Source organism: Novosphingobium sp. TK71, from assembly GCF_055361505.1.
Window position 1 is genome coordinate 1410784 of the sequence record NZ_CM143962.1, and the last position, 26663, is coordinate 1437446.

Consider the following 26663-nt stretch of genomic DNA (forward strand, 5'->3'; position numbering starts at 1 on the left):
GCCCCTTTTTACCTGGCCTTCTTGACCCAGGCTGCAACCTCAACCCGCTGCCGCGGACGGTTGGCCAGACGCTCCTTCAGCCCGGTCAGCGCCTGCACCACGGGCTTCCCCTCATCGGCCGGAAGCGTGGCGGCATAGGCCTCGATCTTGCCGACCATCTCCGGGTTCGTGGTGGACCCGACAATGCGCGCGAAGAAGCGGGCGCGGCCGGAATGTTCGATCAGCCCGTCAACCACCGCCTGATGTTCGCGGACGAAATCGAAGGTCATCTCGGGATGTGCGCGGCCGACCGTGGTGATGATCTGCGAGGCGCTTGTGGCATCCGGCGTGCCGGAAATGGCGAGCGCAAGGGCGTCCCTGGCGATGGCCTCATCCGGCGCCATGCCGAGGTCTGTGTAGTAGAGCTGGCGTTCGACGAAGCTTGTGGCCCGGGCCACCTGCTGGCGCAGCAGGTCCCAGTCGGCCCGGGTCGCGTTGCTTGCGGCGACGCCGAGCCAGGTTCCCTTGAGCGGACCGTCCAGCGACTTGGGATCGGCGGCAAGGCCCTGAAGACGGCGGCGCGCCTCGGCCACGACGCGCTTGTCGCCGATGGAACCGAGCGTGTCGATCAACTGCGCACGCAGCTTGGTATCGGTCAGCGGCTCGTTCGCGACCGGATCGAAGCCCAGCTGGTCGAGACGCGGGGCCCAGGTCTTCGAGATGCGCGCGGCGAGCTTGTCCTTCACCCTGGCATCGTCAAGCAAGCCGTAGACACTCTCCCACTGGCCGACGACCTTGCCCGCCAGCGTCGCATCGGCGGTTCCGGGCACCGAGGCCAGCAGCCGCAGGCCCGCCGACATGTCCTGATACCCGGCCAGCGACAGCGAGAGATTGTCACGCAGCAACCCGTACTGATCGATCGGCGCAAGCGAGCCGAACGAGGAGACCAGAGCATCGAGCGCCTTGCCGTTGTAGAGTGTGCGGTAATAGCCGAGCTGGCCCGCGTTCACGAGCACGGCATCGCAGCTGTCAACGGTCAGGCTCTCGGTCCGGCCGCTCATCAGATGGCGCGTCGGCTCGCCGTTACCGGCGCGGATCAGCAGCGGCATCGGCCAGGTCGGCTTCTCGCCGCCGTTTGTCGAGGAGGCACGCGCCGAAGGATCGAGCGAGAAGGCATCCTGCGTCAGGTCGAGACGGGTCTTGCCGCCAGCGCAAGCCGAGACGTTCACGCGCAGCAGCGGCACCCCGGGCGTGTGGGTGAAGGCCTCGGCGATGAGGTCCACGTCCTTGCCGCCGGCCGATTCCATCGCACCCCAGAGGTCCCGGCTGCTGGTGTTCGAATAGGCGTGATTGCGCATGTAGGTCTGCATGCCCGCACGCCAGGTATCGGCGCCGACATAGTCTTCCAGCATCGAAATGACCGCCTGACCCTTCTGGTAGGTGATCGAATCGAAGGCCTGTTCCATCTCGGAAACGGTGCGAACCTTCTGCACAACCGGGTGCGTGGTCGGCAGCGCGTCGAGCGCCATGGCGCCTTCGCGGCCGTCGATGCCGTTCAGCTTCCAGTTCCACTCGGGGTTGAAGTGGTCGGTGACCTTGTCGGCCATCCAGCTCGCAAAGCCCTCGTTCAGCCAGATGTCGTCCCACCAGGCCATCGTCACGAGATCGCCGAACCACTGGTGCGCGGTTTCGTGCGCCTGCACACTGTAGATGCTCTGCTTGCCGGAGGGGCTGGTCACGGCGGGGTCGAGCAGCAGGATGCGCTCGAAAGTCATGATCGCGCCCCAGTTCTCCATCGCGCCGAAGAACTGCGACGAGCCGGGCGCTGCGATGTTGTCGAGCTTGGGCAGCGGGAACTTCACGCCGAAGTAATCGTCGAACCACGGCAGGATCTGGGCGAGGCCGTCACGGGCATAGTCCGCCTTCGCGCCGCTGCCGGTGGGCGAGACGATGCCCACTTCCAGGCCGTCCGCCGCCTTCATAGCGCTGCGCTCGAAGTCGCCCATGGCGAAGAACAGCAGGTAGGAGCTCATCTTCGGCGTCGTCGCGAACGTCACGCGCTTGAGTCCTCCGGAGAGTGCTTCCTGGCCCTTCACCGGCATGTTGCTGATCGCCATGCGATCTGCGGGGACGACCGCGGAAAGGTCGAACGTCGCCTTGTAGCTGGGTTCGTCGAAGCTGGGCACGAACCGGCGGGCTTCAGGCGCCTCGAACTGGGTGAAGATGCCGCGCACGTCCTTGCCGGTGCGCTTGTCGGGATAGTCGAGCGCGAAGAGGCCGGAAGGCTGGGTGCCGATCTTGCCCGCATACGTCACGTCGAGGCGGTACTTGCCCGGCGCGATGGCCTTGCCCGCAGCGAAGCGCAGGGTCTGAGCCTTGTCGTCGGCACTGGTCTGGAGCGCGATCTGCATGCCGTTCTCGGCGACCAGCTTCGCGGCGGAGACGGTGAGGCCGTTACCGTGCAGGGTCAGCGCATCGCTGGCGGTGAAGACGGTGAGATCGATCGAGACCGTGCCGGTGAACGTCAGCTTCTCGGCATCGGGAGTGACCTCGATGCGGTAGTGGCTGGGCCGGGCGCTGCGCGGCAGGTCGCTTGGCACGGTGTCGGCCAGCGGCACCGGCGCGCCCGAAGCGGCGGGCGGTACGGCTGCGGCGAAAGCGTGCGTGGAAACGGCGAAAGCAATCACGGCGCCGGCCGTGGCAAGGTTACGCAGGGAAGAACGCATGAGAGGCTGAAGCTCCGGGAAATCGGCTTTGATGCTGATGCGCAGGTCCACCCCGCGCGCAAGCGAATGCGCGCGTCCTAGCGCGAAGTGTCGCGTAGCGGCCATGTCGTTCGTCGATGGGAGTCGGCCGTTCGTATGGAAGCGGTCAGCCGTTCGGATGGTAGAAATCGTAGATCGTCTGCGCGACCGCCGCGCTGACGCCGGGCGCGCGCTGGAGATCGGCAAGGCTGGCGGCACGCACTTTCCCGGCCGTGCCGAAGTGCAGCAGCAAGGCGCGCTTGCGGGCCGGGCCGATGCCGGGAATCTCGTCAAGCGGGCTGGCGGTGATCGCCCGGCTGCGCTTCGCCCGGTGCGCCCCGATGACGAAGCGGTGGACCTCATCGCGCAGACGCTGGAGATGGAACAGCAGCGGCGAATTGACCGGCAGCATCTTCTCGCGCCCGTCGGGGAAATGGAACACCTCGCGCCCCTCGCGCCCGTGGTTCGGCCCCTTGGCGATGGCGATGAGGTTTACGTCCTCGATGCCGAGTTCTTCCAGCGCGTCCTTCACCGCGCTCATCTGGCCTTTGCCGCCGTCGATCAGCACGAGGTCCGGCCAGGTGCCGCTCTCACGCTCGGGGTCTTCTTCCTGCACGCGGCCGAAGCGACGGGTCATGACCTCGCGCATCATCGCGAAATCGTCGTTCGACTGCGCCTCGCGGATATTGAACTTGCGGTACTGGCTGGTGAGGAAGCCCTCCGGCCCCGCCACTACCATCGCGCCGACAGCCTTGCTGCCCTGTATGTGCGAGTTGTCGTAGACTTCCACGCGCTGCGGCAGGTCCGGCAGTTCGAGGAATTCCGCCATCTCGCGCCAGATCTTCGCCTGGGAACCGCGCTCGGCCATGCGGCGGTCAAGCGCTTCCACGGCATTGCGCATCGCCTGTTCGATCAGGCGCCGCCGATTTCCGCGCTGGGGCACCGAAATCTCGACCTTGCCGCCCGCCAGTTCTCGGAACGCCTCGGCCATGAGTTCGGCCTCGGGCAATTCCCGGTCGACCAGGATCGTGCGCGAAGGCGGCACTTCCTCGTAGAACTGGGCAAGGAAGCTCTGGAACACCTCCTCTTCCGACAGCCCTTCGGTATGGGTCGGGAAGAAGGCGCGGTGGCCCCAGTTCTGGCCGCCGCGAATGAAGAAGGCCTGCACGCCGACTTGCCCGTTCTTGCAGGCCATCGCGAAGATATCGGCGCTGTCCATGCCCTCGGCATTGATCGCCTGGCTGCCCTGGATGAAGGTTGCCGCGCGCAGACGGTCTCGCAGCATCGCCGCGCGTTCGAAGTCCAGCGATTCCGCGGCTTCGGCCATCTGGCTCTCGATCTTCTTCTGCACCGCGCTCGATTTGCCGCCAAGGAAGTCCTTGGCCTCCTTCACGAGTTCGCCGTAGCCTGCCTCATCGATACGCCCCACGCAGGGGGCCGAGCAGCGCTTGATCTGGTAGAGCAGGCAGGGCCGGTCGCGCCGCGAGAAGAAGCTGTCGGTGCAGGAGCGCAGCAGGAACAGCTTCTGAAGCGCGTTGATCGTGGTGTTGACCGAACCGGCGCTGGCGAAGGGGCCGTAGTAATTGCCCTTCATCTTGCGCGCGCCCCGGTGCTTCATGATGCGCGGAAAGTCGTGATCGGCGCGCAGCAGGATGAAGGGGAACGACTTGTCGTCCCGCAGCAGCACGTTGTAGGCCGGGCGAAAGCGCTTGATCAGCTGCGCTTCGAGCAGCAGCGCCTCCGCCTCGGAATTGGTGGTGACGATGGTCATCGAACGCGTCTGGCTGACCATGCGCTGGAGCCGTCCGGGAAGGCGCTCCCACTGGGTATAGTTGGCCACCCGGTTCCTCAGCACCCGCGCCTTGCCCACGTAGAGCACGTCGCCGCGGGCATCCTGCATGCGGTAGACGCCGGGCTTGGCCGGGAGGGTCCGCACCGTCTCTCGGATGACCTCCACGCCGGCTTGCAGATCGGGCTGGTCCGAACCGCGCAGCGTGTCGCGCGCCCGCTCCTCGTTGAAGCGTTCGGTGCCATTGGGGTGTTCGGGAGTACCGGCAGGTGTTCGCGCCATGAGCGCCAGATAGAGATTGAAGCGCCGAAGGGGAAGCGGTCTCCTCCCCTCTTCCCGGATCAGGTCCGGGAAGAGGGGACGATCAGAACATCTTGCGGAAATCTATGCCGAGCACCCGGCCCTGCGGCTCGCGGTAGGCAGCCTGATAGGCGATAGGCACCAGGCCGTTCTGATCGGTGACCTTCTGCCGCGAATCGAGCAGGTTGTCCGCCGTCAGCGAAAGCCGCGCGCCCTTGAGGAAGGGCATCTTCGCCACGAGGGCCTCGTTCCTGCCGAGATCGGCGAACAGGCGCAGGTTCACGTCGAAAGTGCTGCCGAACCGCAAGTCGGAACTGGTCGGCGCGCCGCTGCCGTTGACATGCGTGGGCGCTTCCCATTCGGCCTTGAGGCGCAGGCCGTAGCCGTTCTTGAACAGACCGCCCTCGGCCTCGATCGCATGGCGCGGAACGCCGCCGGCCGTCAGCGCCTCGCCATTGAGCTGGTCGAGCGTCTCCACCCCGTCCGCGATCGTCACGCGGTCCGTGAAGCGCCAGGTATGATAGACGGAGATGTTCCAGCGACCGCCCTTCCCGCCGGGGCCTCCGGGCCCCATCATCGGCGGCCCGCCACGACCGCCCGGCGCCCCGCCGGGACGCGCACCGCCGCCGGAAGGAGGTACGCCCGGACCGCCCGGACCGCCCTGCCCGTTCTGGCTACCGAGATTGCCCGAGAGATTCAGCCCCCAGCGGATACGCGAACTGGTTTCCTCGTCGAACGTCACCGCGCGCCGGTCGACATAGGTCAGGTTGCCTGCCTCGTCACGCTGGACACGGCCCGGGAACGCCGCCTCCACGGCCGGCGTGAGCATCGGGAAAGCTTCGCTGACGTTCGAGGAGCGATTGTGGAAATACTCGACGAGCAGGTTCGAGCGCTCCATGAAGGGCAGCTCCCACGTCGCCGACATCTTGATGTCGCGCTGCTTTTCCTTGACGAGATCCTGGTTGCCGCCGGTCAGCACCGTCACCAGCGCGGTGGTGTTCCGCGTGAAATCGTAGACCGAGACATTGTAGGTGAGCACGTTCGGGGCGCCGAGCAATGCCAGCGTCGGCGCGGCCTCGTCGACGAGGTAGCTCGCCTGGAAGGTCAGCTTGCCGGTCGGCGACCAGGTGAGACCGGCGCTCCAGTCAGTGAGAGTGCCGAAGTCGGAAAGATGGTCAAGCCCGGCGCTGACATTCAGCGCAAGATCGCCGATCCCGCCCAGAAAATCGCCCTGGCTGGTGAGCGGAATCGCCAGGTTGACGCCTGCCGAAACGTCCCCGCGCGTGAGCTTGCTGCCGGTGCCGTTGATCGCCGTCGTCTCGCTCCGGACCTGGCTGAAGTCATACCCGCCCTTGAAGGTGAGGTTCGCATCCCCCGCCGGCATGCTGAAAGGCGTGCCGGAAAGCGTCGCGAGAGAGGACAGCCCGGTCGTGCGACTGCGCGCGACATCCACGCCGGCGCCCGGCACGAAGGGCAAGGCACCTGCCACGTCGAGACTGCCGGCCTCTGCCGCATCCTGCAATCCGGTCAGGTCCCGGCGCCGGTCGGTGCGGGTCTCGGCATCCGTATAACTGCCGTCGCCGGTGATGTTGAACATCCACTGGCCGATCATGGCATTGTAGCCGAGCCCCGCCTCGAAAATGTCCGTCACCACCCGCGACGTCAGCGGATCGGGCAAGACCCTGATCTCGCTGCTGCCGGAAGGCGACGTCAGCGTCACGGTATCCAGACCCGACAGCGAGGTGGTGACCGAGTGCGTGAATGTGCCGTTGGCCGTGATCGACCCGGCAAGGCCCTGTTCGCCAAGGCTCTGGGTCATCGTGCCGTTCGCCACGAATTCGCTGTCTGCCGCCGCGAGGCTGCGGTAGCGCGCCGGATCGGGATCGCCCGCCACGGTGGGCCGCGACGAATCCTCCTGCCGCACGTTCCGCTCGCGTTCGGTGAGCAACGAGGTATCGGTGTACTTGGCGTTGAAGTTGTACCGGCGCGGGCCGGCGATCTTCACGATGCCGCTTTCCAGTTCGTAATTGTCATAGCCGCCGCGCGTCGGGCGATTGTATTCGCCGGCAACGGTCGTGGCGGAGAACTGGTCCTTGAGGATCATGTTCACGACGCGCTGGTTCGCCGGATAGCCGAAGCGCAGCGCCACTTCCTCGGGTAGCACTTCCATCTTGCGAATGGCTTCGGGCGGGATGTTGCGCATCTCGCGGAAACTGGTGATGCGCTGGCCGTTGACGAGGATCACCGGCGTGCCCGAACCGCGTCCACGCCCGCTGCCGGTCTGCGGCGAGATCGCGGCGATCAGGTCGCCGATCGAATCCGCCCCGTAAGCGGCGATGTCGTTCTCGTCGAAAGTGGCGATGGGCTGGTTGGGAACGTCGAGTTGCCCACGGATGCGCGGCGCGACGACGACGATGTCCCCGGTGCTGACCTCCAGCGGGTCTTCGTCCTTGTCTTCATCCTGAACCGCTGGCGCATCCTGTGCCGCCACGGGTACCGCCGCGCCGCTGCCAGCCAGCCCGGCTTCCAGCCCGGCGGCCGCACTCACGGTCACCGGATTGGAAATCGTCTGCCCCATGGCAAGGGCCGGCAGGCATACGCCCGCAGCCAAAGGGATGAGATGCACGCACCGCAAGTCTACTCTCCGCCAAGAAATGAACTCCCCCGTCCCCACGGCGCTGATGCCGCGAGTGCGAAATGGCTTCAAGGCGCTGCGGGGTAACATTTTGTCGCAAGAACACCGGCATTCGTCGCAATGGGAGTTTGCAGGCGTGCCGCAGGCGAGGCTTCCATTTTTGGCGCGTCGTGGGTATGCCGCGCGCGATGTTGCAGCAAGCTTACGGGTAATGATCGCCAATGGCGAAAGAAGAACTCCTCGAAATGCGCGGCCGGGTCGTAGAACTCCTGCCTAATGCGATGTTCCGCGTGGAGCTGGAAAACGGCCACGAAGTCCTTGGCCACACCGCCGGAAAAATGCGCAAGAACCGCATCCGCGTGCTGGTCGGTGACGAAGTTCTCGTCGAGCTCACCCCCTACGACCTTACCAAGGGTCGCATCACCTACCGTTTCATGCCAGGTCGCGGTGGCCCCGGTCAGTACTGAAACCGTGTCCCCGCCGGGTGACCCCATCGCTTCGCAGGACGCTTGCCCCGCCCCGCGAGACCTTCGACTCATTCTTGCCTCGGCCAGCCCGCGCCGCCGCGAATTGATCGGCCGGCTCGGCATCGTGCCTCACGCCGTCATGGCCGCCGATATCGACGAGACCGCCCACGCGCGGGAGATTCCCCGCGAATATGCCCGCCGCATGGCGCGTGAAAAGGCGCTCGCGGTGAATGCTGGAGACGCCCACGTCCTTGCCGGAGACACCGTGGTTGCCTGCGGCCGCCGCATCCTGCCAAAGGCCGAGGACGAGACAACCGCGCGCGCCTGTCTGGCGCTGCTGTCCGGCCGCCGCCACCGCGTGCTCTCCGCAATCGCGCTGAAGTCTCCCGAAGGCTTGCTGCGCGAACGGCTGTCCGAAACGATCGTGCACTTCAAGTCGCTCGCCGCCGAAGAGATAGACAGCTACATCGCCGGCGGTGAATGGGACGGCAAGGCGGGCGGCTATGCCATCCAGGGCAGTGCAGAGGGTCTCATCACCTCGATCTCCGGCAGCCATTCCGGCGTGGTCGGCCTCCCCCTCTACGAGACCCGCGCCCTCCTCAGGGCGGCGGGCTTCGCCCTTGCCTGAGATTTCCGCCGAAATGCCCGATGCCTGAGTGGCTGGTCGAGGACGGGATCGGCGAAAGCCGCGCGATCCTCGTTGATGGCGGCGAAGTGCTATCGGCCCGCTTGCAGTGGTACGGAAGCCTCGTCGCCGGGGAAGTGGCGGACGCCGTGCTCATCGCCCGCGCGAAAGGGGCGACGCGCGGAACCCTGCGCTTCCCCTCGGGCGAGGAAGCGCTGGTCGATGGACTGCCCGCCCAGGCCAGCGAAGGTGCCCCGGTGCGCGCGATCGTCACCCGTGCCGCCATGGCCGAATCCGGCCGCCTCAAACGGGCCCAGGCGAAAATCACCGATCTCGCGCCCCGCCCTGCCCCCACGCTCGCCGATTCGCTTCGCGGAACCGGCTTTCCCGTGCGCAAGCTCAGGCAGTTCCCGGATGACCCCTGGCCCGAACTGGCGGGCGAGGCGCTCGACGGCGAACTGACTTTCGATGGCGGGGCGATTCTCGTGATCCCGACCCCGGCGATGACGCTGATCGACATCGACGGGGCCCTAGCCCCCCGCGCGCTCGCGCTGGCGGCGGTCCCCGCAATCGCCCGCGCCGTGAGCCAGTTCGACCTGGGTGGATCGATCGGCATCGATTTCCCCTCGCTGGAGCGCAAGGACGACCGCCGCGCCGTGGACGCGGCGCTGGCGCAGGCGCTGGACCATTGGCCGCACCAGTCCACGGCGATGAACGGCTTCGGTTTCGTCCAGCTTGTCGCACGGCTGGAACGCCCCTCGATTCTCCACCGGCTGCGCCACGATCGCGCAGGCGCCTGCGCAAGGCTCCTGCTGCGGCAGGCGGAGCGCGTGCAGGAACCCGGCACGCTGCTGCTCACCGCCCACCCCCGCGTGCGTGCGCAAGTCCCTGCGAAATGGGAAGCCGAGCTTGCCCGACGCACCGGGCGCACCCTGCGCTGGCATGAGGATACCGGCCTTGCGCTGACGGGCGGATTCGCGCAGGCGGTCTCGTCATGACCCTGAGCAATCGCAAATGCCCGATCTGCGGCAAGCCGCGCGTGGCTGAACACACCCCCTTCTGTTCGAAGCGCTGCCGCGACCGCGACCTTCTCCAGTGGCTTGAGGACGGTTACGCCCTGCCCGGACCGGCCGCACCGCAAAACTATCCACAGGACGATTGAAATCATCTCGTCATTTTAGGGTTGCCAAGCAGATCGCGCTTCGCCATAGGCCCGCCACCGACAACGAGACGGTCGCTTCGGCGGCCACTCTAGCAGAGATGCCCGGGTAGCTCAGTTGGTAGAGCACATGACTGAAAATCATGGTGTCGGCGGTTCGATCCCGTCCCCGGGCACCACTCTTCGAAAGAAGGGTGGTGCCTTTTTCTTTGCCCCGCTCCCTTGCGAATCCCTCCGGAAAGACGTGCCTGGATAAGTGGGAGGATAACGCCTTGCTGCGTTACCTTGTGAACACGCCGGGCAGTATCTCTGCGAAAAAACCGCCCGAAGCCGCGAAAAATCCGCAAAAACGGGGTTTTTCAGCAGGGTCCTGTACGTATAAACACGATATTAACCATTAGTTGTCAGTTCTCTCCGGGCAACAACGGGGATTGCCATGCGCATTGATGCCAGGAACCTGCTGGACCGACTGGGCCGCAACGAGTTCGCCTACAAGGAATTCGAGGATCGTTTTACCGACCTTGAACTCTGGCCCATTCTCGAAGCGCTGCTGCGTGATCCGCGCCTTCAGACGCTCGACCAGACGGTGCCCGAAACGCCCGCGGTCGAAACCGCCGAGGCCGGGATCGAGCTGGCCGCCGAGCCGCTCAAGAATCTTTTCAGCCGCTACGAACAGACCGCTTCACCATCGATTGCAAAAGCAGTTGTTGAAGAACCCGTTCGCGATGTACGAGCAATGCTGCGCCATCTGTCGGACCTTGGCGCCCGGGGGGAAATCTGATGCCGATGATCGTCTGCCACGGTCCCAAGGGGGGCGCCGGGAACACTTTCGTGGCCGCGCACCTGGCGATGGGCCTTTCCGCCCAGGGTGCCGAAGTCACGGTGCTGACGCTGGCCCCGCGCGATTCGATGCCGCTGCACTTCGGCCTCTCGCCCGCAACCTCTCTGCCCGCCCTCACCGCGCCGGCTGACGAAGCCGTTCTCGTCGGCGGGATCAACCTGCGCAGCTGGCGCCGGGCTTCCGAAGACCTGGACTTCGTGCCGATGCTGGGCGATCTCGGATATCTCCAGCCCGGCAAGGACCGCGTACTGGTGGTGGACGTGCCCTCGGGCGATACCCGCGTGGCGCGCCGGCTGATCGAACATGCCTGCGCCCATGTCTGCACGATCAATGCCCAGCCCGATACGCTGGCGATGCTGCCGCAGGTCTTCGGTGAAGCCGGCGTCGAAGGTCTTGCCCGCACCGCCTTCGTCATCAACGCCCTCGACGAGACGCGCCGCCTCGGCCGCCACGGCGCGGCGTTCATCCGCGAACTGGCCGGACCGCGGCTGATCGGCCGCATCCGCCTCGACGAAGCGGTGCCGGAAGCCATGGCCATGCTGCAGCCGCTGAGCCGTTATGCCCCCGCCAGCGTCGCGCTCACCGATGCCCAGCAGATCGCCGAAGCCGTGACGCCCTCGCTCGAATCGACTTCGCGCGCATGGATCGCCCCTGCCGAGAGCCGCGCCGCATGATCCAGAAGCTCGTTTCGCACCGCGCCATACCTTACCTTGCGATCCTGCCGATCGCGCTGATCGCCGCCATGGTGATCGGCGTACCGCTCGACAACAACGCGCAATGGGTGTTCGCGGGCGTCACGATCTTCGGGACCCTGATCCTCAAGCGCTGGCCCGGCCGCAAGGGCTCGCTGGCGCTCGGCCTGCTCGCGGTGCTGATGTCCACGCGTTACATGTTCTGGCGCACGACGCAGACGCTGGCCTTCGGCACCTTGCCCGAATTCCTGTTCGGCACCGGGCTCTACCTCGCCGAACTCTACGCCTGGGTGATCCTGATCCTCGGCTTCATCCAGACGAGCTGGCCGCTTGACCGGCCGGTCATCGAACCGAAGGGCGAACCCGGGACCTGGCCCACGGTCGACATCTACATTCCGACCTACAACGAAAGCCTCGACATCGTGCGCAACACGGTGTTCGCGGCGATGGATCTCGACTATCCGGTCGATCGTTATCGCATCTTCATCCTCGACGATGGAAAGCGCGCGGAATTCCGCGCTTTCGCCAAGGAAGCGGGATGCGGCTACCTCACCCGCGACAACAACCTGCACGCCAAGGCGGGCAACCTCAACGCGGCCATGAAGAAGACCGACGGCGAACTGATCGCCATCTTCGACTGCGACCACGTTCCCACCCGCGCCTTCCTCCAGCTCACCGTCGGCTGGTTCCAGACCGACCCGCGCCTCGCGCTGCTGCAGACGCCGCACCACATGTATTCGCCCGATCCGGTGCAGCGTAACCTCGCCTCCACCATGGGCGACATGCCCGGCGAGGGCGACCTGTTCTACGGCCCGGTGCAGGGCGGCAACGACTTGTGGAACGCCACCTTCTTCTGCGGTTCCTGCGCGATCATCCGCCGCGAGGCGCTGGAGGAAACCAACGGTTTCGCGGGCGAAACCGTTACCGAGGACGCCCATACCGCGCTCAAGCTCCAGCGCACCGGATGGAACACCGCCTATATCAGCGCGCGCCTGTCCGCCGGGCTTGCCACCGAGCGCCTCGTCCTTCACGTCGGCCAGCGCATCCGCTGGGCGCGCGGCATGACGCAGATCCTGCGCATCGACTGCCCCCTGCTCGGCCGCGGCCTGACCTGGCAGCAGCGCCTCTGCTACCTGAACGCCATGCTGCACTTCCAGTACCCGCTGCCGCGCATCGCCTTCCTGACCAGTCCGCTCGCCTATCTGATCTTCGGCCAGAACATCATCCAGGCCTCGGCCTCGCTCATCTTCGCTTATGCGATGCCGCACCTGTTCTGCTCCTCCGTGGCGAACGAGCGCACGCAAGGCGGCGATCGCCGGCCGTTCTGGGGCGAAGTCTACGAAACCATTCTCGCCTTCCATCTCGTCAAGCCGACGCTGATGACCTGGATCCAGCCGCGCAAGGGCAAGTTCAACGTGACCGACAAGGGCTCCCTGCTGGACAAGACCTATTTCGACTGGGCGATCGTGCGGCCGCACCTGATCTGCATCGGCCTGCTCGTGGGCGGCATCCTGCTGGCCGTCGTGAAATGGGCGTTCTTCCCTTACATGTTCAACATCCAGACCGATACGCTGGTGCTGAACTGCGCCTGGGCGACCTTCAGCCTCATCATCCTGCTGGCCGCCGTATCGGTGGCGCGCGAAACCCGGCAGGCCCGCCAGGACATCCGCATCCCGGTTCCCCTGCCGGTGACCGCCTATCTCGATTCCGGTCACGTCCTTTCGGCCACCACGATCGACATCTCGATGGGCGGCGCTGCCCTTGCGCTGCCGGCAGAGCTTCCCGTTCGCGACGTGAATGTCAGCCATATCACTCTGGCGATGGGCGACGAAGTGCTGTCGATCCCGGTGGAGACCGTGCGTTCCAATGGCAGCAATGCTTACGTTCGCTTCGAAAAGCTGGACATGCTGGCCGGACGCCACCTCGTGCGCGCGGTCATGGGCCGCGCAGACGCCTGGCAGCCCACCGGCCCTCATGCCCAGGTCAGCGGCCTGCGATCTCTGGCTGACATCATCCTTGTCGACATGGTAACGATCAAGCGCATGTTGCGTCTCAATTTTTCCGAACGTCGGGCCATGGCCGCGATCGCCGCCCGCACCCCTGCCGCGCCAGCCGAAAAGCCAGCGAAGAAGGAAGCGAAGAACCGTTCGCTCGTCCCGCTCGCCAAGGCCGCGGCAGTGGCAGGCGCGCTGGCGCTCGGCGTGGCGACGATCGTGCTGGGCAGCAGGGAAGTCCACGCGGCTCCCGTCGCCAATGCCGCAGTCACAGCCGCTCCCGCGTCCGGCGCGGATGCCGTTGACGCCCCCCGGGGCGGCATCGGCGAACGCCTTACGCTCAAGGACATGCGAATCACCCGTCCGATTCGCCTGCTCGGCACGCAGGGTGAAATCGGCATCCCCTTCGGCATGCGTCAGGACCGCATCGTCACCTCGGCGGTCCTGACCCTGCAGATGGCCTGGTCGCCGATGATGCTCGACGACATGACTCACCTCGTGGTGATCGTGAACGGGGAAGTCGTGCAGACCCTGCCGCTCACCCGCGCCGATTCCGGTGGTCAGGTACTGCGCATTCCGGTCAACGCGGCGCTTCTGCTGCCAGGCGACAACCAGCTGAACCTGCGCCTCGTCGGCCATTATGCCCGGGACTGCGAAGATCCGTTCAACTCGGTGCTCTGGGCCAATATCAGCAACACCCGCTCGTGGCTCGATCTCGAGTACCAGCCGCTGACGTTCCAGCCGGACCTGTCGCGCCTGCCGCTGCCCTTCTTCGACAAGGGCCAGAACGTGCCGCTGCGCATGCCCTTCGTATTCGCCGGGCAGCCGCACAAGGGTGAACTGGAAGCGGCGGCGGCAACCGCCTCGTGGCTCGGTTCGCTGGCCTCCTATCGCGGGTTCTCGTTCAAGCCGGTCTTCGGCGCGCTGCCCAGGGGCAATGCCGTGGTCTTCCTCAAGGCCGGCCAGTCTATCCCCGGCCTCGACATCGCCGCCCCCACCGGCCCCACCGCGATGGCCTTGCGCAACCCCGCCGATCCCAACGGAACCCTGCTGGTCCTCACCGGCCGCAACGACGCCGACCTGCGCGTGGCAGCAGGCGCCGTGGCGCTCGGACGCGGCGTGTTCGGCGGCCAGCGCATGTCCTTCGACGGCGTGCGTATCCCCGCCTGGCCGCGCTACGGCGCCCTGCGCTGGATTTCGACGGACAAGCCGGTGCAACTCGGCAAGATCATGCCCGCCTATGCGCTTCAGGGCATGGGCTTTCGCCCCGGCGCGCTGAGCGCCAGCTTCCGTGTCGCGCCCGACCTGTTCTTCTGGCCCCGCGAAGGCGGCCGCCTGAACCTGGGCTATCGCTATCCGGTGGCCCAGTGGCTGGACCAGCGGGCCTCGCGCCTCGATGTCTCGCTGAACGGCCAGTACCTCAAGACGCTGCCGCTCAGCTCCACCTGGTGGGGCAACCTGTTCGGTTCTTCCGGCGCGAAGAACCAGGATTCCACCGCCACGGTCGTGCTGCCGCGCTATAACCTGTTCGGCCAGAACGAGCTGACGCTCGACTACAACCTGATCATCGCCGACAAGAAGAAGTGCACCGGCACCCTTCCCGAGAACGTGCGCACCTCGATCGACCCCACCAGCACGATCGACCTGACCTCGGCCTATCACGCCATCATGATGCCCGACCTTGCGACATTCGCTGGCGCCGGCTTCCCGTTCACGGCGGCACCGGACCTTGCCGAGACGACCGTCCTGATGGCGGCGAACCCGTCGTCCGCCTCGGTCGAGGCCTTCCTGAACCTGATGGGCCGCTTCGGCGATTCCACCGGCGTTCCGGTCACCGGCATCACCGTGACATCCTCGGTCGATCCGGGCGATCTGCAGGACCAGGACGTGCTCGTGGTCGGCGGCGTCGAACTCGCCTCTGCCGGCTCTCTCTTCGAGAAGTCGCCGGTGCGCTACGTGAACGGCCACCTCGAAGTCACCGAACGTTCGCCGCTCCAGTATGCCACCTCGTTCTTCGGCGGCACCGAGCACGACGATCCGATGGCCGCCGCGCCGCTGGTCTACAACGCACGCGGGTTCTCCGGCATCGTCAGCTTCCGTTCGCCGTTCTCCTCGGACCGCACCGTCGTTGCCCTGATGGCCGACAATGCCGCTGCCCTGCCCGCGCTCGTGGACGGCATGTCGGACGTGAAGATCAACGCCGCCATCCAGGGCGACCTCGCGGTCACCAAGGGCGACGGGATGACAAGCTTCGCCATCGGCGACCGCTACTGGGTCGGCTCACTGCCGGTCTGGATGAAGCTGGCCTACTGGTTCAGCCAGCGTCCGATGCTGATGGGCCTGTTCTCGCTCCTGCTCGCGGCGATCCTCGCCGGTCCGACCTACCTGTACTTCCGTCGCCAGGCGCAGCGCCGCCTCGGCAACCAGGACGAAACCGCATGACTTCCGCGATGACGACCCGCCTGCGCCTCGTCGCGCTCGCCCTGCTCTTGTCCACGGCGACGACGGGTATCTCCCATGCACAGGCGGCGGGCGTCGATGCGCTGCTGCAGCAGGCGAAGTACTGGCGCTCGAAGGGCCGCGAAGACCTTGCCCAGCAGGCCCTGCGCCGCGCCAAGGCGCTTGATCCCGGCAGTGCGGCGGTGTCTCAGGCGATGAACGCCGCCCCTGCCCCGGCGCCTAGGCCGGCTCCCAAGCCTGCGGCCAGAACCGCCACGGCAACAAAGCCCGCGCCCGTGCGCTCCCAGGCTCCCGCACAGAGCCAGCCCGCGCGGGTCGCGGCCGCACCGGCGCGCAGTGCTCCGGCGCCCACCACTTCCGCAAATCGCGCCGGTCAGGCCCGCGTCGCCGGTTTCGACGCGCTGGAAGACGGCAACCTTGCGTCCGCCGCCAACCAGTTCCAGCGCGCCCTGTCCGTCAATTCGCGCGATCCCGACGCGCTGGGCGGCCTCGGACTCGTTCGCCTGCGCGAAAGCCAGTTCGCCGAGGCCGCAAACCTGCTCGAACAGGCATCGCGCTACGGCAAGGCAAGCCAGTGGGCCGAAGGGCTTTCCTCCGCCCGCTTCTTCGCCGGCATGGCCGATGCCCGCAACTTCGTGGCCCAGGGCCGTCTTGCCGATGCGCAATCCGTCGCCGAGGGACTGATCCGCTCGGGCTACAAGGAACCGGCACCCGCTCTCGAACTGCTGGCGGACGTTTACGAGAAGCAGGGCCGCTACGCCGATGCCGCCGACCTCTACCGGCAGGCCAGCCAGGGCGGCGGCTCGGACGACAGGCGTCTCCAGATGCGCGCCGCCCGCGGCCGCGCACTTGCCGCTGCCGCAAACGGCGATGACATGGGCGCCACCCGCGAATTCCAGAACGGCCTCGTGCTCGACCCGGAAGATCCGTGGATCCGCTACGAATTCGCCGAATTCCAGATCAAGCGCGGCCGCATTCCCGAAGCGGAATCGCTGCTCCGCTCGCTGGTCAACAAGGGGCAGCCGGACGCGCTTTACGCCGCGGCCCTCATCAATGCCGACCTCGGCCGCTCGACCGAGGCCGCCCGCCTGATCGACATGATCCCCGAAACGCAGCGCACCGCGCCGATGCGCAGCTTCGCGATCGGCGTGAAAACAGACAGCGCGATCGCCCGTGCCAAGGCGATGGCCGGGCAGGGCCAGCAGGCACAGGCGCTCGCCTCGCTGCGCCAGCTTGGAGCGATGAACGCCGTCCCGGTCGGCAAGCAGGCAGCGATCGCCAATGCGCTCTACGATCTGGGCGATGCGCAAGGCGCAGCCTCGGTCGCGGAAAACGCGATGCAAGGGCAGGTCTCCGGCATCGACGATTACGAGGGGCTCATCGGCGTGCTCGCCCGTGTCGGCCGTGACGATCTGGCGCAGCAGGCCCTGCAACGCGCCAGCACGCTGGCCGGCAGCTCGGCCGAAGGCCAGCAGGCCTATGGCCAGATGAACGCCGCGCTGCTGGTCAGCCAGGCCGACCGTTCGCGTCAGGCCGGCCGCTTCGCCGAAGCATTCGATGTCCTGCAAAGCGCCTACAGCGCCGCGCCGGACAACATGGAAGTCCTCGCCGGGCTCGCCCGCCTTTACCAGAGCGGCCAGATGCCCGCCCGCGCCGCGCAGACCTGGCAGCTCGTCCTGGCCCGCAAGCCGGGCGACAAGGAAGCGCTGCTGGGCCTCGCCGACACGGCGCAGGCGGCCGGTGACGGCGATCTTTCGCGCCGCGCCCAGAACGACGTGCTCCGCGCCTTCCCGCAGGACTACCAGGTTCGCCTCTCGCTCGCCAATGTCGAGCGGGCACGCGGGAACGACCGCGCCGCCATGAGCATGCTCAAGGACGCGCGCAATCTCTATGCCCGCAGTCAGGGCGGAACCTCGATCGACGGCCTGGCCGGCGGCAATCCGTTCGCGGCGATGACCCCGGCCGGCGGTTCCAATCCCTTCCGGGACAGGGCGCCGATCGCACCCCAGCAGGTCAATCCCTTCGCTCTCGGCGGCGGCACCCGCCTTCCCGCGGCCCAGACCAGCTACGGCGCTGCCGGAGCGCCTGCCGCTTACGGCGCACCTGCTGCCTACGGCGCTTCAACCGGTTACGCCGCCGCTCCAAGCTATGGCAGCGCGCCAGGCTACGGCAGCACGGCGAACTACGGCAGCGCTGCCATGGCCGCGCCCTCGGCGCCATACCCCGTCACCGGCGGTTACGGCGATGCCGGGATGGACGCGCCCACCACGACCTATTCCGCCGATCCGGTCATGGCGCAGATCCAGTCCCAGATCGCCTCGCTGGCGCAGGATTCCGGCCCCCGCGTCGATGTGGAGACCGGTTATCGCCAGCGTTCGGGTGAAAAGGGCCTGAGCCAGCTCGATGAGATCAAGGGTTCGGCCCGTTTCTCCACCGACGCACCCGGCGGCCGCTTCTACGCCAAGGCGGAAGCCTCCGTCATCGATGCCGGAACCCCCAACCGCTCGGGACAGGCCCGTTTCGGCCGGAACGCCACGATCGAGGCCCAGGCCATTGTCGACGAAGTGCCCTCGGTCTTCCCGACGACCGAAACGCAGAATGCCTCCGGCGTGGCCTTTTCGGCCGGTTACGAGAGCGACAGCGTCCAGGTCGAGGGCGGTACCACGCCGGTCGGCATGGGCAAGACCAAGCCGACCTTCCGCGCGGCGGTCTCCCCGAAAGTCGGCGAGGCGCTTCGCCTGACCGCCTTTGCAGAGCACAAGCCGGTGACGGACAGCATCGTCTCCTACGCCGGCACCCGCGATCCGGTTACGGGCGAGCGCTGGGGTCAGGTCATGCGCACGGCAGGCGGCGCGGGCATGTCCTACGACCATGAGGGCAGCGGTGTTTACGCAGAGGGCCGCTATTACCGCTTCCGCGGCACCAATGTCGCCCGCAACGACGGTTTCGAGGCGAATGTCGGTGGCTATCTGCGCGCCTATCGCGGCCAGCACTCGGCGCTCACCGTCGGCCTCAACGTGAATTACCAGGGCTACGACAAGAGCCAGAACTACTTCACGTTCGGACACGGCGGCTATTTCAGCCCGCAGACCTTCATCAGCGTCGGCTTCCCGGTGAACTACACCATGGAAGACGACCGGATCGACCTGCGAGCCTCGTTCACGCCCGGTTTCCAGAGCTACAGCCAGGATCAGACGGCGCTCTACCCGCTCGATCCCACGCTTCAGGCCCAGCTTGACGCGCTCAAGGCCGAAAACAACGACGTGCGTTCGTATTATGACAGCATCAGCAAGACCGGCTTCGCGCTGTCGAGCGATGTCTCGCTGTACTACAAGATCAGTCCGACGACCCGCATCGGCGGCGAGGCGAGTTACAATACCTTCGGATCTTATGACGAGTTCCGGAGCTTATTGGGCGTGAGACAGAATTTCGGGAGCACCGGCCGATGAAATTGCAGGCATTTCCCTCGCCCAAGCAGGAGGGCGAACAGATCGGCGCCGGCGGCCTCGCGCTGTTCGCCGCGATGGCTGCGGCCGAAGTGTGCGAAGGCGCGCCCACCGCTCAGGCACGCGGGTTCTTCGCCGCGATCGGCAAGCGCATGGCCGTGCTCGAACCGCTCGAAGGCGTCAGCGACGCAGCCGTGCTCTGCGCCCGCATCAACGGCTTCTGGCAGGATCTCGGCTGGGGCGAGGTCGAACTCGCCGTGGGGGACGATGCGATCGTGGTCCATCATCGCAACCTGCCCAAATCGATCACCCCCGATCCGCAAGGCCATTGGGGCACGATGATGCTCGGACTGCTCGAAGGCGCCTACGACGGATGGTTCCGGGTCCTGGGCAGCGGCCCCGCCCTGCACACGACGGCCCGCTGGCAGGGTGAAGTCGTCGAACTCCGGCACGGCCGCTGAACGGTAGGGAACCGCACGTCATGAGCATTCTCGGCTCCGGCCACGCGATCGACCGCCGCAACTTCACTCTGGGGCTCATGCTGGCGATGACGGCTGCCTGCAACACCGATGCGCAAAGCCGCTCTCCGGCCCACGATGCGAACTGGCGCAGCTATCGCGACATGTACATGAGGCCGGAAGGCCGGATCGTGGATACCGGCAACAACGGCGTCAGCCACAGCGAAGGCCAGAGCTACGGCCTCCTGCTCGCCTACAAGGCCGGCGACGCCGAAGCCTTCGAGAAGATCGCGAGCTGGACCCAGGCCTACCTCTCGCGCACCGACGTGGCGCTCCATGCCTGGCGCTACGATCCCAATTCGCCCAACCCCGTGGCGGACCAGAACAACGCCACCGATGGCGACCTGGTGATCGCCTGGGCGCTCGGCATGGCCGGACAGCGCTGGAACCGCGGCGACTACAGCACCCGCGCCGCGCAGATTCGTACCGCCGTCCGCAGCCGCTGCGTGATCGAGCGCCACAACCGCCGCCTGCTGCTGCCGGGCCTGCAAGGTTTCGTGAACGGCACCGAAGTGACGCTCAACCCGTCCTACTTCGTCTGGCCCGCGCTCGACGCTTTCGCCAAGCTCGATGGACAGTCCGTCTGGGGGCCGGTGATTACCGACAGTGAGGCGATCACCCGCCTCTCCCGCTTCGGAACCCATCGCCTGCCGTCCGACTGGATCGTCGTCAGCGCGCCCGATCAGGTCGCCCCCGCCCGGGACAAGCCGCCGCGCTTCGGCTACGATGCGATCCGGGTGCCGCTCTATGCCGCGCTGGGCGGCAGGCAGGCGCTGGTGCCCGATATCGCGGCATACTGGCGCGCGTGCCTGGCGGCGAACAAGCCGATCCCGGCGTGGGTGGACGTGGTCACCGGGGAAGAGGCGAACTACGCGCTCTCGGCCGGCGGAGCAGCGGTAGCCGGGCGGCTGCTTGGCACGGCGCAGCCTTCGCAACTCGTGAACGACTACTTCGCCGCCTCGCTGCAAATGCTGGCGCGCTACTGACCGTTGCCGGGCGTTCTCCGGTGGAGGGCGTTTGACGTATAGGACAGGCAGATTTCGTCCCAAATCTTCGTTTTTAGTCGCAAATTGTCGCACTTGCGAAAACCCGGCTTGCGGGCGGCAACAATTGGCTGAATAGCAGCGCCGATGCGATTTCAGACGGTGCGCGACTTGAAAATCACGAGTTCTTCCCTTGCGGCAGGCCCCCTGCTGCGTCAGACCGGTCTGGTTCTGGCATCCGTTGTCTTTCTCGCTGCCTGTTCGGGCGGAGAGAAGAAGGACGACAAGCGCCCGGCCGCGCAAGTCGGCTATATCGTGGCCCAGCCTTCCGCCGTGCCGCTCGCCGTCACGCTCAGCGGTCGCACCGTCGCTTTCGAAACCAGCGAAGTCCGCCCACAGGTCACCGGGGTCATCGTCAAGCGCCTCTTTACCGAGGGGAGCATGGTGCGCGCGGGACAGCCGCTCTACCAGATCGACCCGAGCCTCTACCGCGCCGCCGTGAACCAGGCTCAGGCGGACCTTTCCAGCGCCCGCGCCACCGCCGAAGCCGCTTCGGCCAAGGCCAACCGGTACAAGCCGCTTGCCGACATGGAAGCGGTTGCCCGGCAGGACTATATCGACGCGCTCGCCACCGCACGCTCGGCCAGGGCCTCGATCGCGCAGAACGCCGCCACGCTCGATACGGCGAGGATCAACTTGCGCTTCACCACCGTGCCCGCGCCGATCAGCGGCCGCATCGGTCGCTCGCTCTCGACCGTGGGCGCGCTTGCCAGCGCCAGCCAGACCGATCCGCTGGCGGTGATCCAGCGCATGGACCCGATCTACGTGGACATGCAGCAATCCGCCGCGGACATCACGGCCCTGCGCCGCAAGCTCGCCGCGGGCGGGGTCAATCCCGGCAGCACCCAGGTTCACCTGAAGTTCGACGACGGCACGCAATATGCCTCGGCGGGCACCGTCCAGTTCTCCGAAGTCACCGTGGACCAGGACACCGGCACCGTAACCCTGCGCGCCAGCTTCCCCAACCCGGACGGTCTGCTGCTGCCGGGCATGTTCGTTTCGGCCGTGTTCGATCAGGCGACCGATCCCAGCGCCTACCTGGTGCCGCAGAACGCTGTCCAGCGGGACTTCGACGGTTCGGCCTATGTCATGGTCGTAGGCGCGGACAACAAGGCCGCACGCCGCAAGGTCAGCGCCGATCGCACGCAAGGCACGAACACCGTCGTGACGTCCGGCCTCCAGAAGGGCGACAAGGTCATCGTCCAGGGCCTGAACGGACTGAAGCAGGGTGCCGATATCCAGCCGGTAGCGGCGTCGAGCCCACAGAAGGTCGTCCCCTCGTCAGGCAAGGCCGGCGAAGGCCAGTCTTCCGGCAAGGGTCGCTGAGCCTCCCATGTCACGCATTTTCATCGACCGGCCGATCTTCGCCTGGGTTCTCGCCATCATCGTCATGCTGGCGGGTCTTGGCGCGCTGGCCTTCCTGCCGAACGAGCAGTACCCGGACATCGCGCCCACGCAGGTCAATATCCGCGCCACCTACAACGGCGCCTCGGCCGAGACGATCGAGAACAGCGTAACCCAGATCATCGAGCAGCAACTGACCGGGATCGACGGCCTGCTCTACTTCAGTTCGCAATCCTCCAACCGCGGTCAGGCGACGATCAGCGCCGTCTTCGCCAAGGGCACCGACCCGGACATTGCGCAGGTCCAGGTGCAGAACAAGGTGCAGTCCGCGCTGTCCCGCCTCCCGCAGGCGGTGCAGAGCCAGGGCGTCACGGTCACCAAGTCCAACCCCGACCAGCTCCTGCTCGTTGCCGTCTATGACGAGACCGACGGCCGTTCGAACCAGGACGTTTCTGACTACCTCACCTCGAACATCCAGGACCCGCTCTCGCGCATCGAAGGCGTGGGCGACGTCAACGTGTTCGGCGCGCCGCACGCGATGCGCATCTGGCTCGATCCCACCAAGCTCGCCGCCGTCGGGCTCATGCCCAGCGACGTGACTTCGGCGATCACCGCGCAGAACACCGAAGTCGCCGCCGGCGAGATCGGCGGCCTGCCCGCGCCGCAGGATCAGGCAATCGACGCCATCGTCACCGCCGGTTCGCGCCTGCAGACGGCCGAGCAGTTCCGCAACATCGTGCTCAAGACCAATAGCGACGGTTCGGCGGTAACCATCGGCGATGTCGCCCGCGTGGAAATCGGCGCCGAGAACTACAGCTCGATCAGCCGGATCAACGGCCACCCCGGCGCCGGCATCTCGATCTCGCTTTCGCCCGGCGCCGACGCGCTGGCGACCGCCGAACTGGTGAAGGCGGCCATGAGCGAGCTGGCGCAGGGCATGCCGGACGGCCTCGGCTATACTTACGGCAACGATTCCACCTCGTTCATCAAGCTCTCGGTCGCCGAAGTCGAGAAGGCGCTGTTCGAAGCGATCGTGCTCGTCGTCATCGTGATGTTCGTGTTCCTGCAGAGCTGGCGCGCCACGCTGATCCCCGCGATCGCGGTTCCGGTCGTCCTCCTCGGCACCTTCGCGGTGTTCTATGTCGCGGGATTCTCGATCAACACGCTGACCCTGTTCGGGCTCGTGCTCGCGATCGGGCTTCTGGTCGATGACGCAATTGTCGTCGTCGAGAACGTCGAGCGACTGCTCGAGGAAAATCCGGGGATGTCGCCGCGCGAGGCAACCATCAAGTCGATGGAGGAAATCCAGGTCGCACTGGTCGCCATCGCCCTCGTGCTGTCGGCGGTATTCCTGCCCATGGCGTTCTTCGGCGGATCGACCGGCGTGATCTACCGCCAGTTCTCGCTGACGATCGTGGTCGCCATGGTGCTTTCCGTGCTCGTTGCGCTGATCCTGAGCCCGGCTCTGACCGCCACGCTGCTCAAGGCGAAGTCGCACGAGGAAGCCGGCCCCAACTGGATCGAGCGTAACCTGCCCTGGCTGGCAAGGCTGTGGGAACGCTTCCACACCGGCTTCGACCGCGGCTTCGAGCGCATGACCAATGCCTATGCGCACCGGGTGGAGCGCGTCGTCGAGCACAAGTGGCGCTGGCTTGCCCTGTTCCTGATCGCCTGCGTCGCCACTTTCATGCTGTTCCAGCGCCTGCCCACCGGCTTCCTGCCTAACGAGGACCAGGGCACGATCATGGTCCAGTGGCGCCTTCCCGCCGGCTCGCCGCGCACGCGCACGGAAGAAGTCCAGCGACAGGTCGAGAACTATTTCAAGACTTATGAGAAGGCCAATGTCGCCAGCATGTTCACGCTCTCGGGAGGCGGACAGGGTGCGGCGGGGCAGAACACCGGCCAGGCCTTCGTCACGCTGGTCGACTGGGAGGAGCGGCCCGGTTCCAAGAACACGGCCGATGCCATCGTCCAGCGGGCCAACGGCGCATTCCGCAACTTGCGCGACGCGCAGGTCTTCACGCTGGTTCCGGGCGCGATCCGCGGGCTGGGGTCGTCCTCCGGCTTCACCATGGAATTCCAGAACCGCAGCGGCATGAGCCGCACCGAATTCCAGAAGGCGCGTGACGAACTTCTCGCCAAGGCGACCGCGGACGATCGCCTGACGAACGTGCGCCTGAGCGATCTTCCCGACGTTGCAACGCTGAAGATCAACTCCAACACCCGCGCGCTCACGACTTACGGCCTCACCGCCGCCAATGCCAACTCCACGCTGCAGACGGCGTGGGGCGGCACTTACGTCAACGACTTCATCGACAAGGGCCGCGTGAAGCGCGTCTACGTTCAGGGCGACGCCCAGTTCCGCTCGCGCCCGGAAGACCTTTCCAACTGGTTCGTGCGCGGCACGAGCGGCCAGATGGTACCCTTCTCAGCTTTCTCGACGATCAGCTGGTCCACCGCGCCCAGCACGTCCTCGCGCTTCAACGGTCTCCAGGCCTATGAATTCTCGGGCAGCCCCTCGGCAGGCGTGAGTTCCGGCACCGCGATGGACGTGATGGAGGAACTCGCCAGCCAGGTGCCCGGCACCGCCGTGGCCTGGGCCGGTTCCTCCTATCAGGAGCGGCTGTCCTCGGGCCAGGCACCGCTGCTCTACGCGCTTTCGCTGCTGGTGGTGTTCCTGTGCCTTGCCGCGCTTTACGAAAGCTGGTCGATCCCGATCGCGGTCATCCTCGTCATTCCGCTCGGCCTGCTGGGCGCGATCCTCGCGGTGACGCTGCGCGGGCTCGAGAACGACGTCTATCTCCAGATCGGCCTGCTGACGACGATGGGCCTCGCCGCGAAGAACGCCATCCTGATGATCGAATTCGCCGAACAGGCCGAACGTCAGGGCAAGCGCGTGATCGAAGCCGCGCTCGAAGCCGCGCGCATCCGCCTGCGTCCGATCCTGATGACGAGCTTCGCGTTCATCTTCGGCGTGGTTCCGCTGGCCGTCGCAAGCGGTGCCGGCGCCAACAGCCGCATCGCCATCGGCACCGCCGTGGTCGGCGGGATGCTGACCGCCACGCTGCTTGCCATCTTCTTCATCCCGCTGTTCTTCGTCCTCGTGCGCCGCGGCGTGCGCGACGGCATTGCCGCCGTCCGCCAGCACCTCCAGCAGCGCCGCGAACGCAAGGGAGACACTGCATGAACCGCCGACTTCGCGCCCTGAAGCTGGCGGCTTGCGCCCTGCCCGCCATGGCCCTCGGCGCCTGTTCGATGGCGCCGAAATACGTGGCGCCAACCCCGCCGGTCCCGGTTTCGTGGCCTGTGGGCGATGCCTATCTCTCGCAGAGCGAGGCCGCGCTGCCGCTGGTTTCCTATTCGGAAATCTTCCGCGACCGCCGCCTGCAGTCGCTCGTCGAACAGGCGCTGATCAACAACCGCGACTTGCGCGTCGCCGCCGCGAACGTTGCCGCCGCCCGTGCTCAGGTTCGCGTCACCCGCGCCAACCAGTTCCCGGCGATCGGGCTGTCAGGTTCCGCAGCCCGCACCGAGGCAGGCGGCGGTTCCTCGGGCGACGGTTCGAACTATTCCCTGCAAGGCGGCATTTCTAGCTTCGAGCTGGACCTGTTCGGCAAGCTCGCCAATGCCACGCAGGCCCAGCGCGACACGGCCCTGTCCACCGAAGCCGCGGCCCGCACCGTCCGCCTTGGCCTTGTTGCCGACCTCGCACAGGCCTGGGCCAACTATGCCGCCGACCGTGACCTGCTCCAGATCGCGCAGGCCACCGCGGCCAATGCCGAACGCGGCGTCGCGCTCACCGGTGCCCGCCTCAAGGGCGGCGTCGCCCCGCGCACGGACCTGCGGCAGGCGGAACAGGTGCTCGAAACCGCGCGCGGCGATGTCGCCTCGCAGACGACCGCCCTCGCGCAGGACGTGAACGCGATCCGCCTGCTCGTCGGCGCCGATTTCGACGAGAGCCTGCTTCCCGGCAACATCGGCGAAGTGAACCAGTCGCTGGCGGTCCTCCCCGCCGGCACCAGTTCGCAAGTTCTCCTGCGCCGCCCCGACGTGGTGGAAGCCGAATACTCGCTGCGCGCCGCCAATGCCGATATCGGCGTGGCCCGTGCCGAGCTGTTCCCCTCGATCTCGCTGACCGGCCTGCTCGGCTTCGCCAGCGACGCCCTGTCATCGCTGTTCGACAAGGGTGCCTTCGCCGCCACCGGCACGGCATCCGCCACCTGGTCGATCTTCAACGCCGGCGGCCGGACCGCCAACGTCGAAGTCGCCAAGGCGCAGCGCGACGCGGCACTGGCAACTTACGAAAAGGCCATCCAGACGGCGTTCAGCGAAGTGGCCGATGCGCTGGCCGATCAAGGCACGCTGGCCGAGCGTGTACGCGCAGCCTCCAGCTACACCGAAGCCGCCGCCGATACCGCGCGACTGACCGAGGCCACCTACAGGCAGGGCATCGCCAGTTCGCTCGACAACCTCGATGCGCAGCGCAGCCTCTATACCGCACGGCAGCAGGAAATCGCGGTGCGACTGGCGTTCGCAAGCAACCGGATCACGCTCTACCGCGTGCTCGGCGGGGATCAGGCCACCCCGGCTCAGGACCGATAGGAACGGCAGGCAGGGGTTCGCCCTG

The 26663-nt window shown here is 66.6% G+C and carries 16 protein-coding genes and 1 tRNA gene; 14 read left to right on the forward strand and 3 right to left on the reverse strand.

Annotated features, from left to right (window positions below; translation table 11 throughout):
• Nucleotides 1-8 precede the first annotated feature (8 nt).
• From ACXJ16_RS06510 to ACXJ16_RS06520, 3 genes are all read right to left on the reverse strand, one after another.
• Nucleotides 9-2810, reverse strand: coding sequence for a M1 family metallopeptidase (locus ACXJ16_RS06510; RefSeq protein WP_463921634.1), 2802 nt, complete (start codon nucleotides 2808-2810; stop codon nucleotides 9-11).
• Nucleotides 2811-2850: 40 nt separating this feature from the next.
• Nucleotides 2851-4794: an excinuclease ABC subunit UvrC gene (gene uvrC, locus ACXJ16_RS06515; protein ID WP_054441501.1), complete on the reverse strand. Its 1944-nt coding sequence runs from the start codon at nucleotides 4792-4794 to the stop codon at nucleotides 2851-2853.
• Between the two features lie 82 nt (nucleotides 4795-4876).
• On the reverse strand, nucleotides 4877-7366 hold the full coding sequence (locus ACXJ16_RS06520; RefSeq protein ID WP_463921636.1) for a TonB-dependent receptor: 2490 nt from the start codon (nucleotides 7364-7366) through the stop codon (nucleotides 4877-4879).
• A gap of 302 nt (nucleotides 7367-7668) precedes the next feature.
• Between ACXJ16_RS06520 and infA the strand changes: the two genes are divergently transcribed.
• The 14 genes from infA (at nucleotide 7669) to ACXJ16_RS06590 (ending at nucleotide 26638) form a co-directional block, all read left to right on the forward strand.
• Entirely contained in the window at nucleotides 7669-7914 is a 246-nt protein-coding gene (infA, locus tag ACXJ16_RS06525) for a translation initiation factor IF-1 (protein WP_054441495.1), read from the forward strand.
• A gap of 25 nt (nucleotides 7915-7939) precedes the next feature.
• The gene (locus ACXJ16_RS06530; RefSeq protein ID WP_185998804.1) at nucleotides 7940-8542 is read left to right on the forward strand and encodes a Maf family protein; all 603 of its coding nucleotides are present in this window, start codon (nucleotides 7940-7942) and stop codon (nucleotides 8540-8542) included.
• Nucleotides 8543-8562: 20 nt separating this feature from the next.
• On the forward strand, nucleotides 8563-9537 hold the full coding sequence (locus ACXJ16_RS06535; protein ID WP_454797046.1) for a ribonuclease E/G: 975 nt from the start codon (nucleotides 8563-8565) through the stop codon (nucleotides 9535-9537).
• The gene (locus ACXJ16_RS06540) at nucleotides 9534-9701 is read left to right on the forward strand and encodes a DNA gyrase inhibitor YacG (protein ID WP_082370555.1); all 168 of its coding nucleotides are present in this window, start codon (nucleotides 9534-9536) and stop codon (nucleotides 9699-9701) included. Before ACXJ16_RS06535 ends, ACXJ16_RS06540 begins: the two co-directional genes overlap by 4 nt.
• Before the next feature lie 100 nt (nucleotides 9702-9801).
• Nucleotides 9802-9877 (forward strand) — tRNA-Phe (locus ACXJ16_RS06545).
• A gap of 257 nt (nucleotides 9878-10134) precedes the next feature.
• On the forward strand, nucleotides 10135-10479 hold the full coding sequence (locus ACXJ16_RS06550; protein ID WP_054441491.1) for a hypothetical protein: 345 nt from the start codon (nucleotides 10135-10137) through the stop codon (nucleotides 10477-10479).
• The gene (locus ACXJ16_RS06555; protein ID WP_054441489.1) at nucleotides 10479-11213 is read left to right on the forward strand and encodes a cellulose synthase operon protein YhjQ/BcsQ; all 735 of its coding nucleotides are present in this window, start codon (nucleotides 10479-10481) and stop codon (nucleotides 11211-11213) included. The genes ACXJ16_RS06550 and ACXJ16_RS06555 overlap by 1 nt, the downstream gene beginning before the upstream one ends.
• Entirely contained in the window at nucleotides 11210-15667 is a 4458-nt protein-coding gene (gene bcsA / locus ACXJ16_RS06560) for a UDP-forming cellulose synthase catalytic subunit (RefSeq protein ID WP_463921638.1), read from the forward strand. The genes ACXJ16_RS06555 and bcsA overlap by 4 nt, the downstream gene beginning before the upstream one ends.
• Nucleotides 15664-19134, forward strand: a complete 3471-nt coding sequence (locus tag ACXJ16_RS06565; protein WP_463921640.1) for a cellulose biosynthesis protein BcsC — start codon at nucleotides 15664-15666, stop codon at nucleotides 19132-19134. Before bcsA ends, ACXJ16_RS06565 begins: the two co-directional genes overlap by 4 nt.
• A complete protein-coding gene (gene bcsD / locus ACXJ16_RS06570; RefSeq protein WP_463921642.1) occupies nucleotides 19131-19592 on the forward strand; it encodes a cellulose biosynthesis protein BcsD in 462 nt (153 codons plus the stop codon). The genes ACXJ16_RS06565 and bcsD overlap by 4 nt, the downstream gene beginning before the upstream one ends.
• Before the next feature lie 20 nt (nucleotides 19593-19612).
• Nucleotides 19613-20635: a family 8 glycosyl hydrolase gene (locus ACXJ16_RS06575; RefSeq protein WP_463921643.1), complete on the forward strand. Its 1023-nt coding sequence runs from the start codon at nucleotides 19613-19615 to the stop codon at nucleotides 20633-20635.
• A 144-nt stretch (nucleotides 20636-20779) separates the two neighbouring features.
• A complete protein-coding gene (locus ACXJ16_RS06580) occupies nucleotides 20780-22018 on the forward strand; it encodes an efflux RND transporter periplasmic adaptor subunit (protein WP_082370554.1) in 1239 nt (412 codons plus the stop codon).
• Between the two features lie 7 nt (nucleotides 22019-22025).
• Nucleotides 22026-25223, forward strand: a complete 3198-nt coding sequence (locus ACXJ16_RS06585; RefSeq protein ID WP_324694698.1) for an efflux RND transporter permease subunit — start codon at nucleotides 22026-22028, stop codon at nucleotides 25221-25223.
• Entirely contained in the window at nucleotides 25220-26638 is a 1419-nt protein-coding gene (locus ACXJ16_RS06590) for an efflux transporter outer membrane subunit (RefSeq protein WP_324694695.1), read from the forward strand. Before ACXJ16_RS06585 ends, ACXJ16_RS06590 begins: the two co-directional genes overlap by 4 nt.
• The last annotated feature ends 25 nt before the right edge of the window (nucleotides 26639-26663 follow it).

Bases quoted from the DNA above. Each gene is read 5' to 3' on its own strand.
- ACXJ16_RS06510 (WP_463921634.1), bottom strand. From the start codon at position 2,810: ATGGCCGCTACGCGACACTTCGCGCTAGGACGCGCGCATTCGCTTGCG.
- ACXJ16_RS06550 (WP_054441491.1), top strand. From the start codon at position 10,135: ATGCGCATTGATGCCAGGAACCTGCTGGACCGACTGGGCCGCAACGAG.
- ACXJ16_RS06555 (WP_054441489.1), top strand. From the start codon at position 10,479: ATGCCGATGATCGTCTGCCACGGTCCCAAGGGGGGCGCCGGGAACACT.
- ACXJ16_RS06540 (WP_082370555.1), top strand. From the start codon at position 9,534: ATGACCCTGAGCAATCGCAAATGCCCGATCTGCGGCAAGCCGCGCGTG.
- bcsA (WP_463921638.1), top strand. From the start codon at position 11,210: ATGATCCAGAAGCTCGTTTCGCACCGCGCCATACCTTACCTTGCGATC.
- uvrC (WP_054441501.1), bottom strand. From the start codon at position 4,794: ATGGCGCGAACACCTGCCGGTACTCCCGAACACCCCAATGGCACCGAA.
- ACXJ16_RS06590 (WP_324694695.1), top strand. From the start codon at position 25,220: ATGAACCGCCGACTTCGCGCCCTGAAGCTGGCGGCTTGCGCCCTGCCC.
- infA (WP_054441495.1), top strand. From the start codon at position 7,669: ATGGCGAAAGAAGAACTCCTCGAAATGCGCGGCCGGGTCGTAGAACTC.
- ACXJ16_RS06585 (WP_324694698.1), top strand. From the start codon at position 22,026: ATGTCACGCATTTTCATCGACCGGCCGATCTTCGCCTGGGTTCTCGCC.
- ACXJ16_RS06580 (WP_082370554.1), top strand. From the start codon at position 20,780: ATGCGATTTCAGACGGTGCGCGACTTGAAAATCACGAGTTCTTCCCTT.
- ACXJ16_RS06575 (WP_463921643.1), top strand. From the start codon at position 19,613: ATGAGCATTCTCGGCTCCGGCCACGCGATCGACCGCCGCAACTTCACT.
- bcsD (WP_463921642.1), top strand. From the start codon at position 19,131: ATGAAATTGCAGGCATTTCCCTCGCCCAAGCAGGAGGGCGAACAGATC.
- ACXJ16_RS06565 (WP_463921640.1), top strand. From the start codon at position 15,664: ATGACTTCCGCGATGACGACCCGCCTGCGCCTCGTCGCGCTCGCCCTG.
- ACXJ16_RS06535 (WP_454797046.1), top strand. From the start codon at position 8,563: ATGCCTGAGTGGCTGGTCGAGGACGGGATCGGCGAAAGCCGCGCGATC.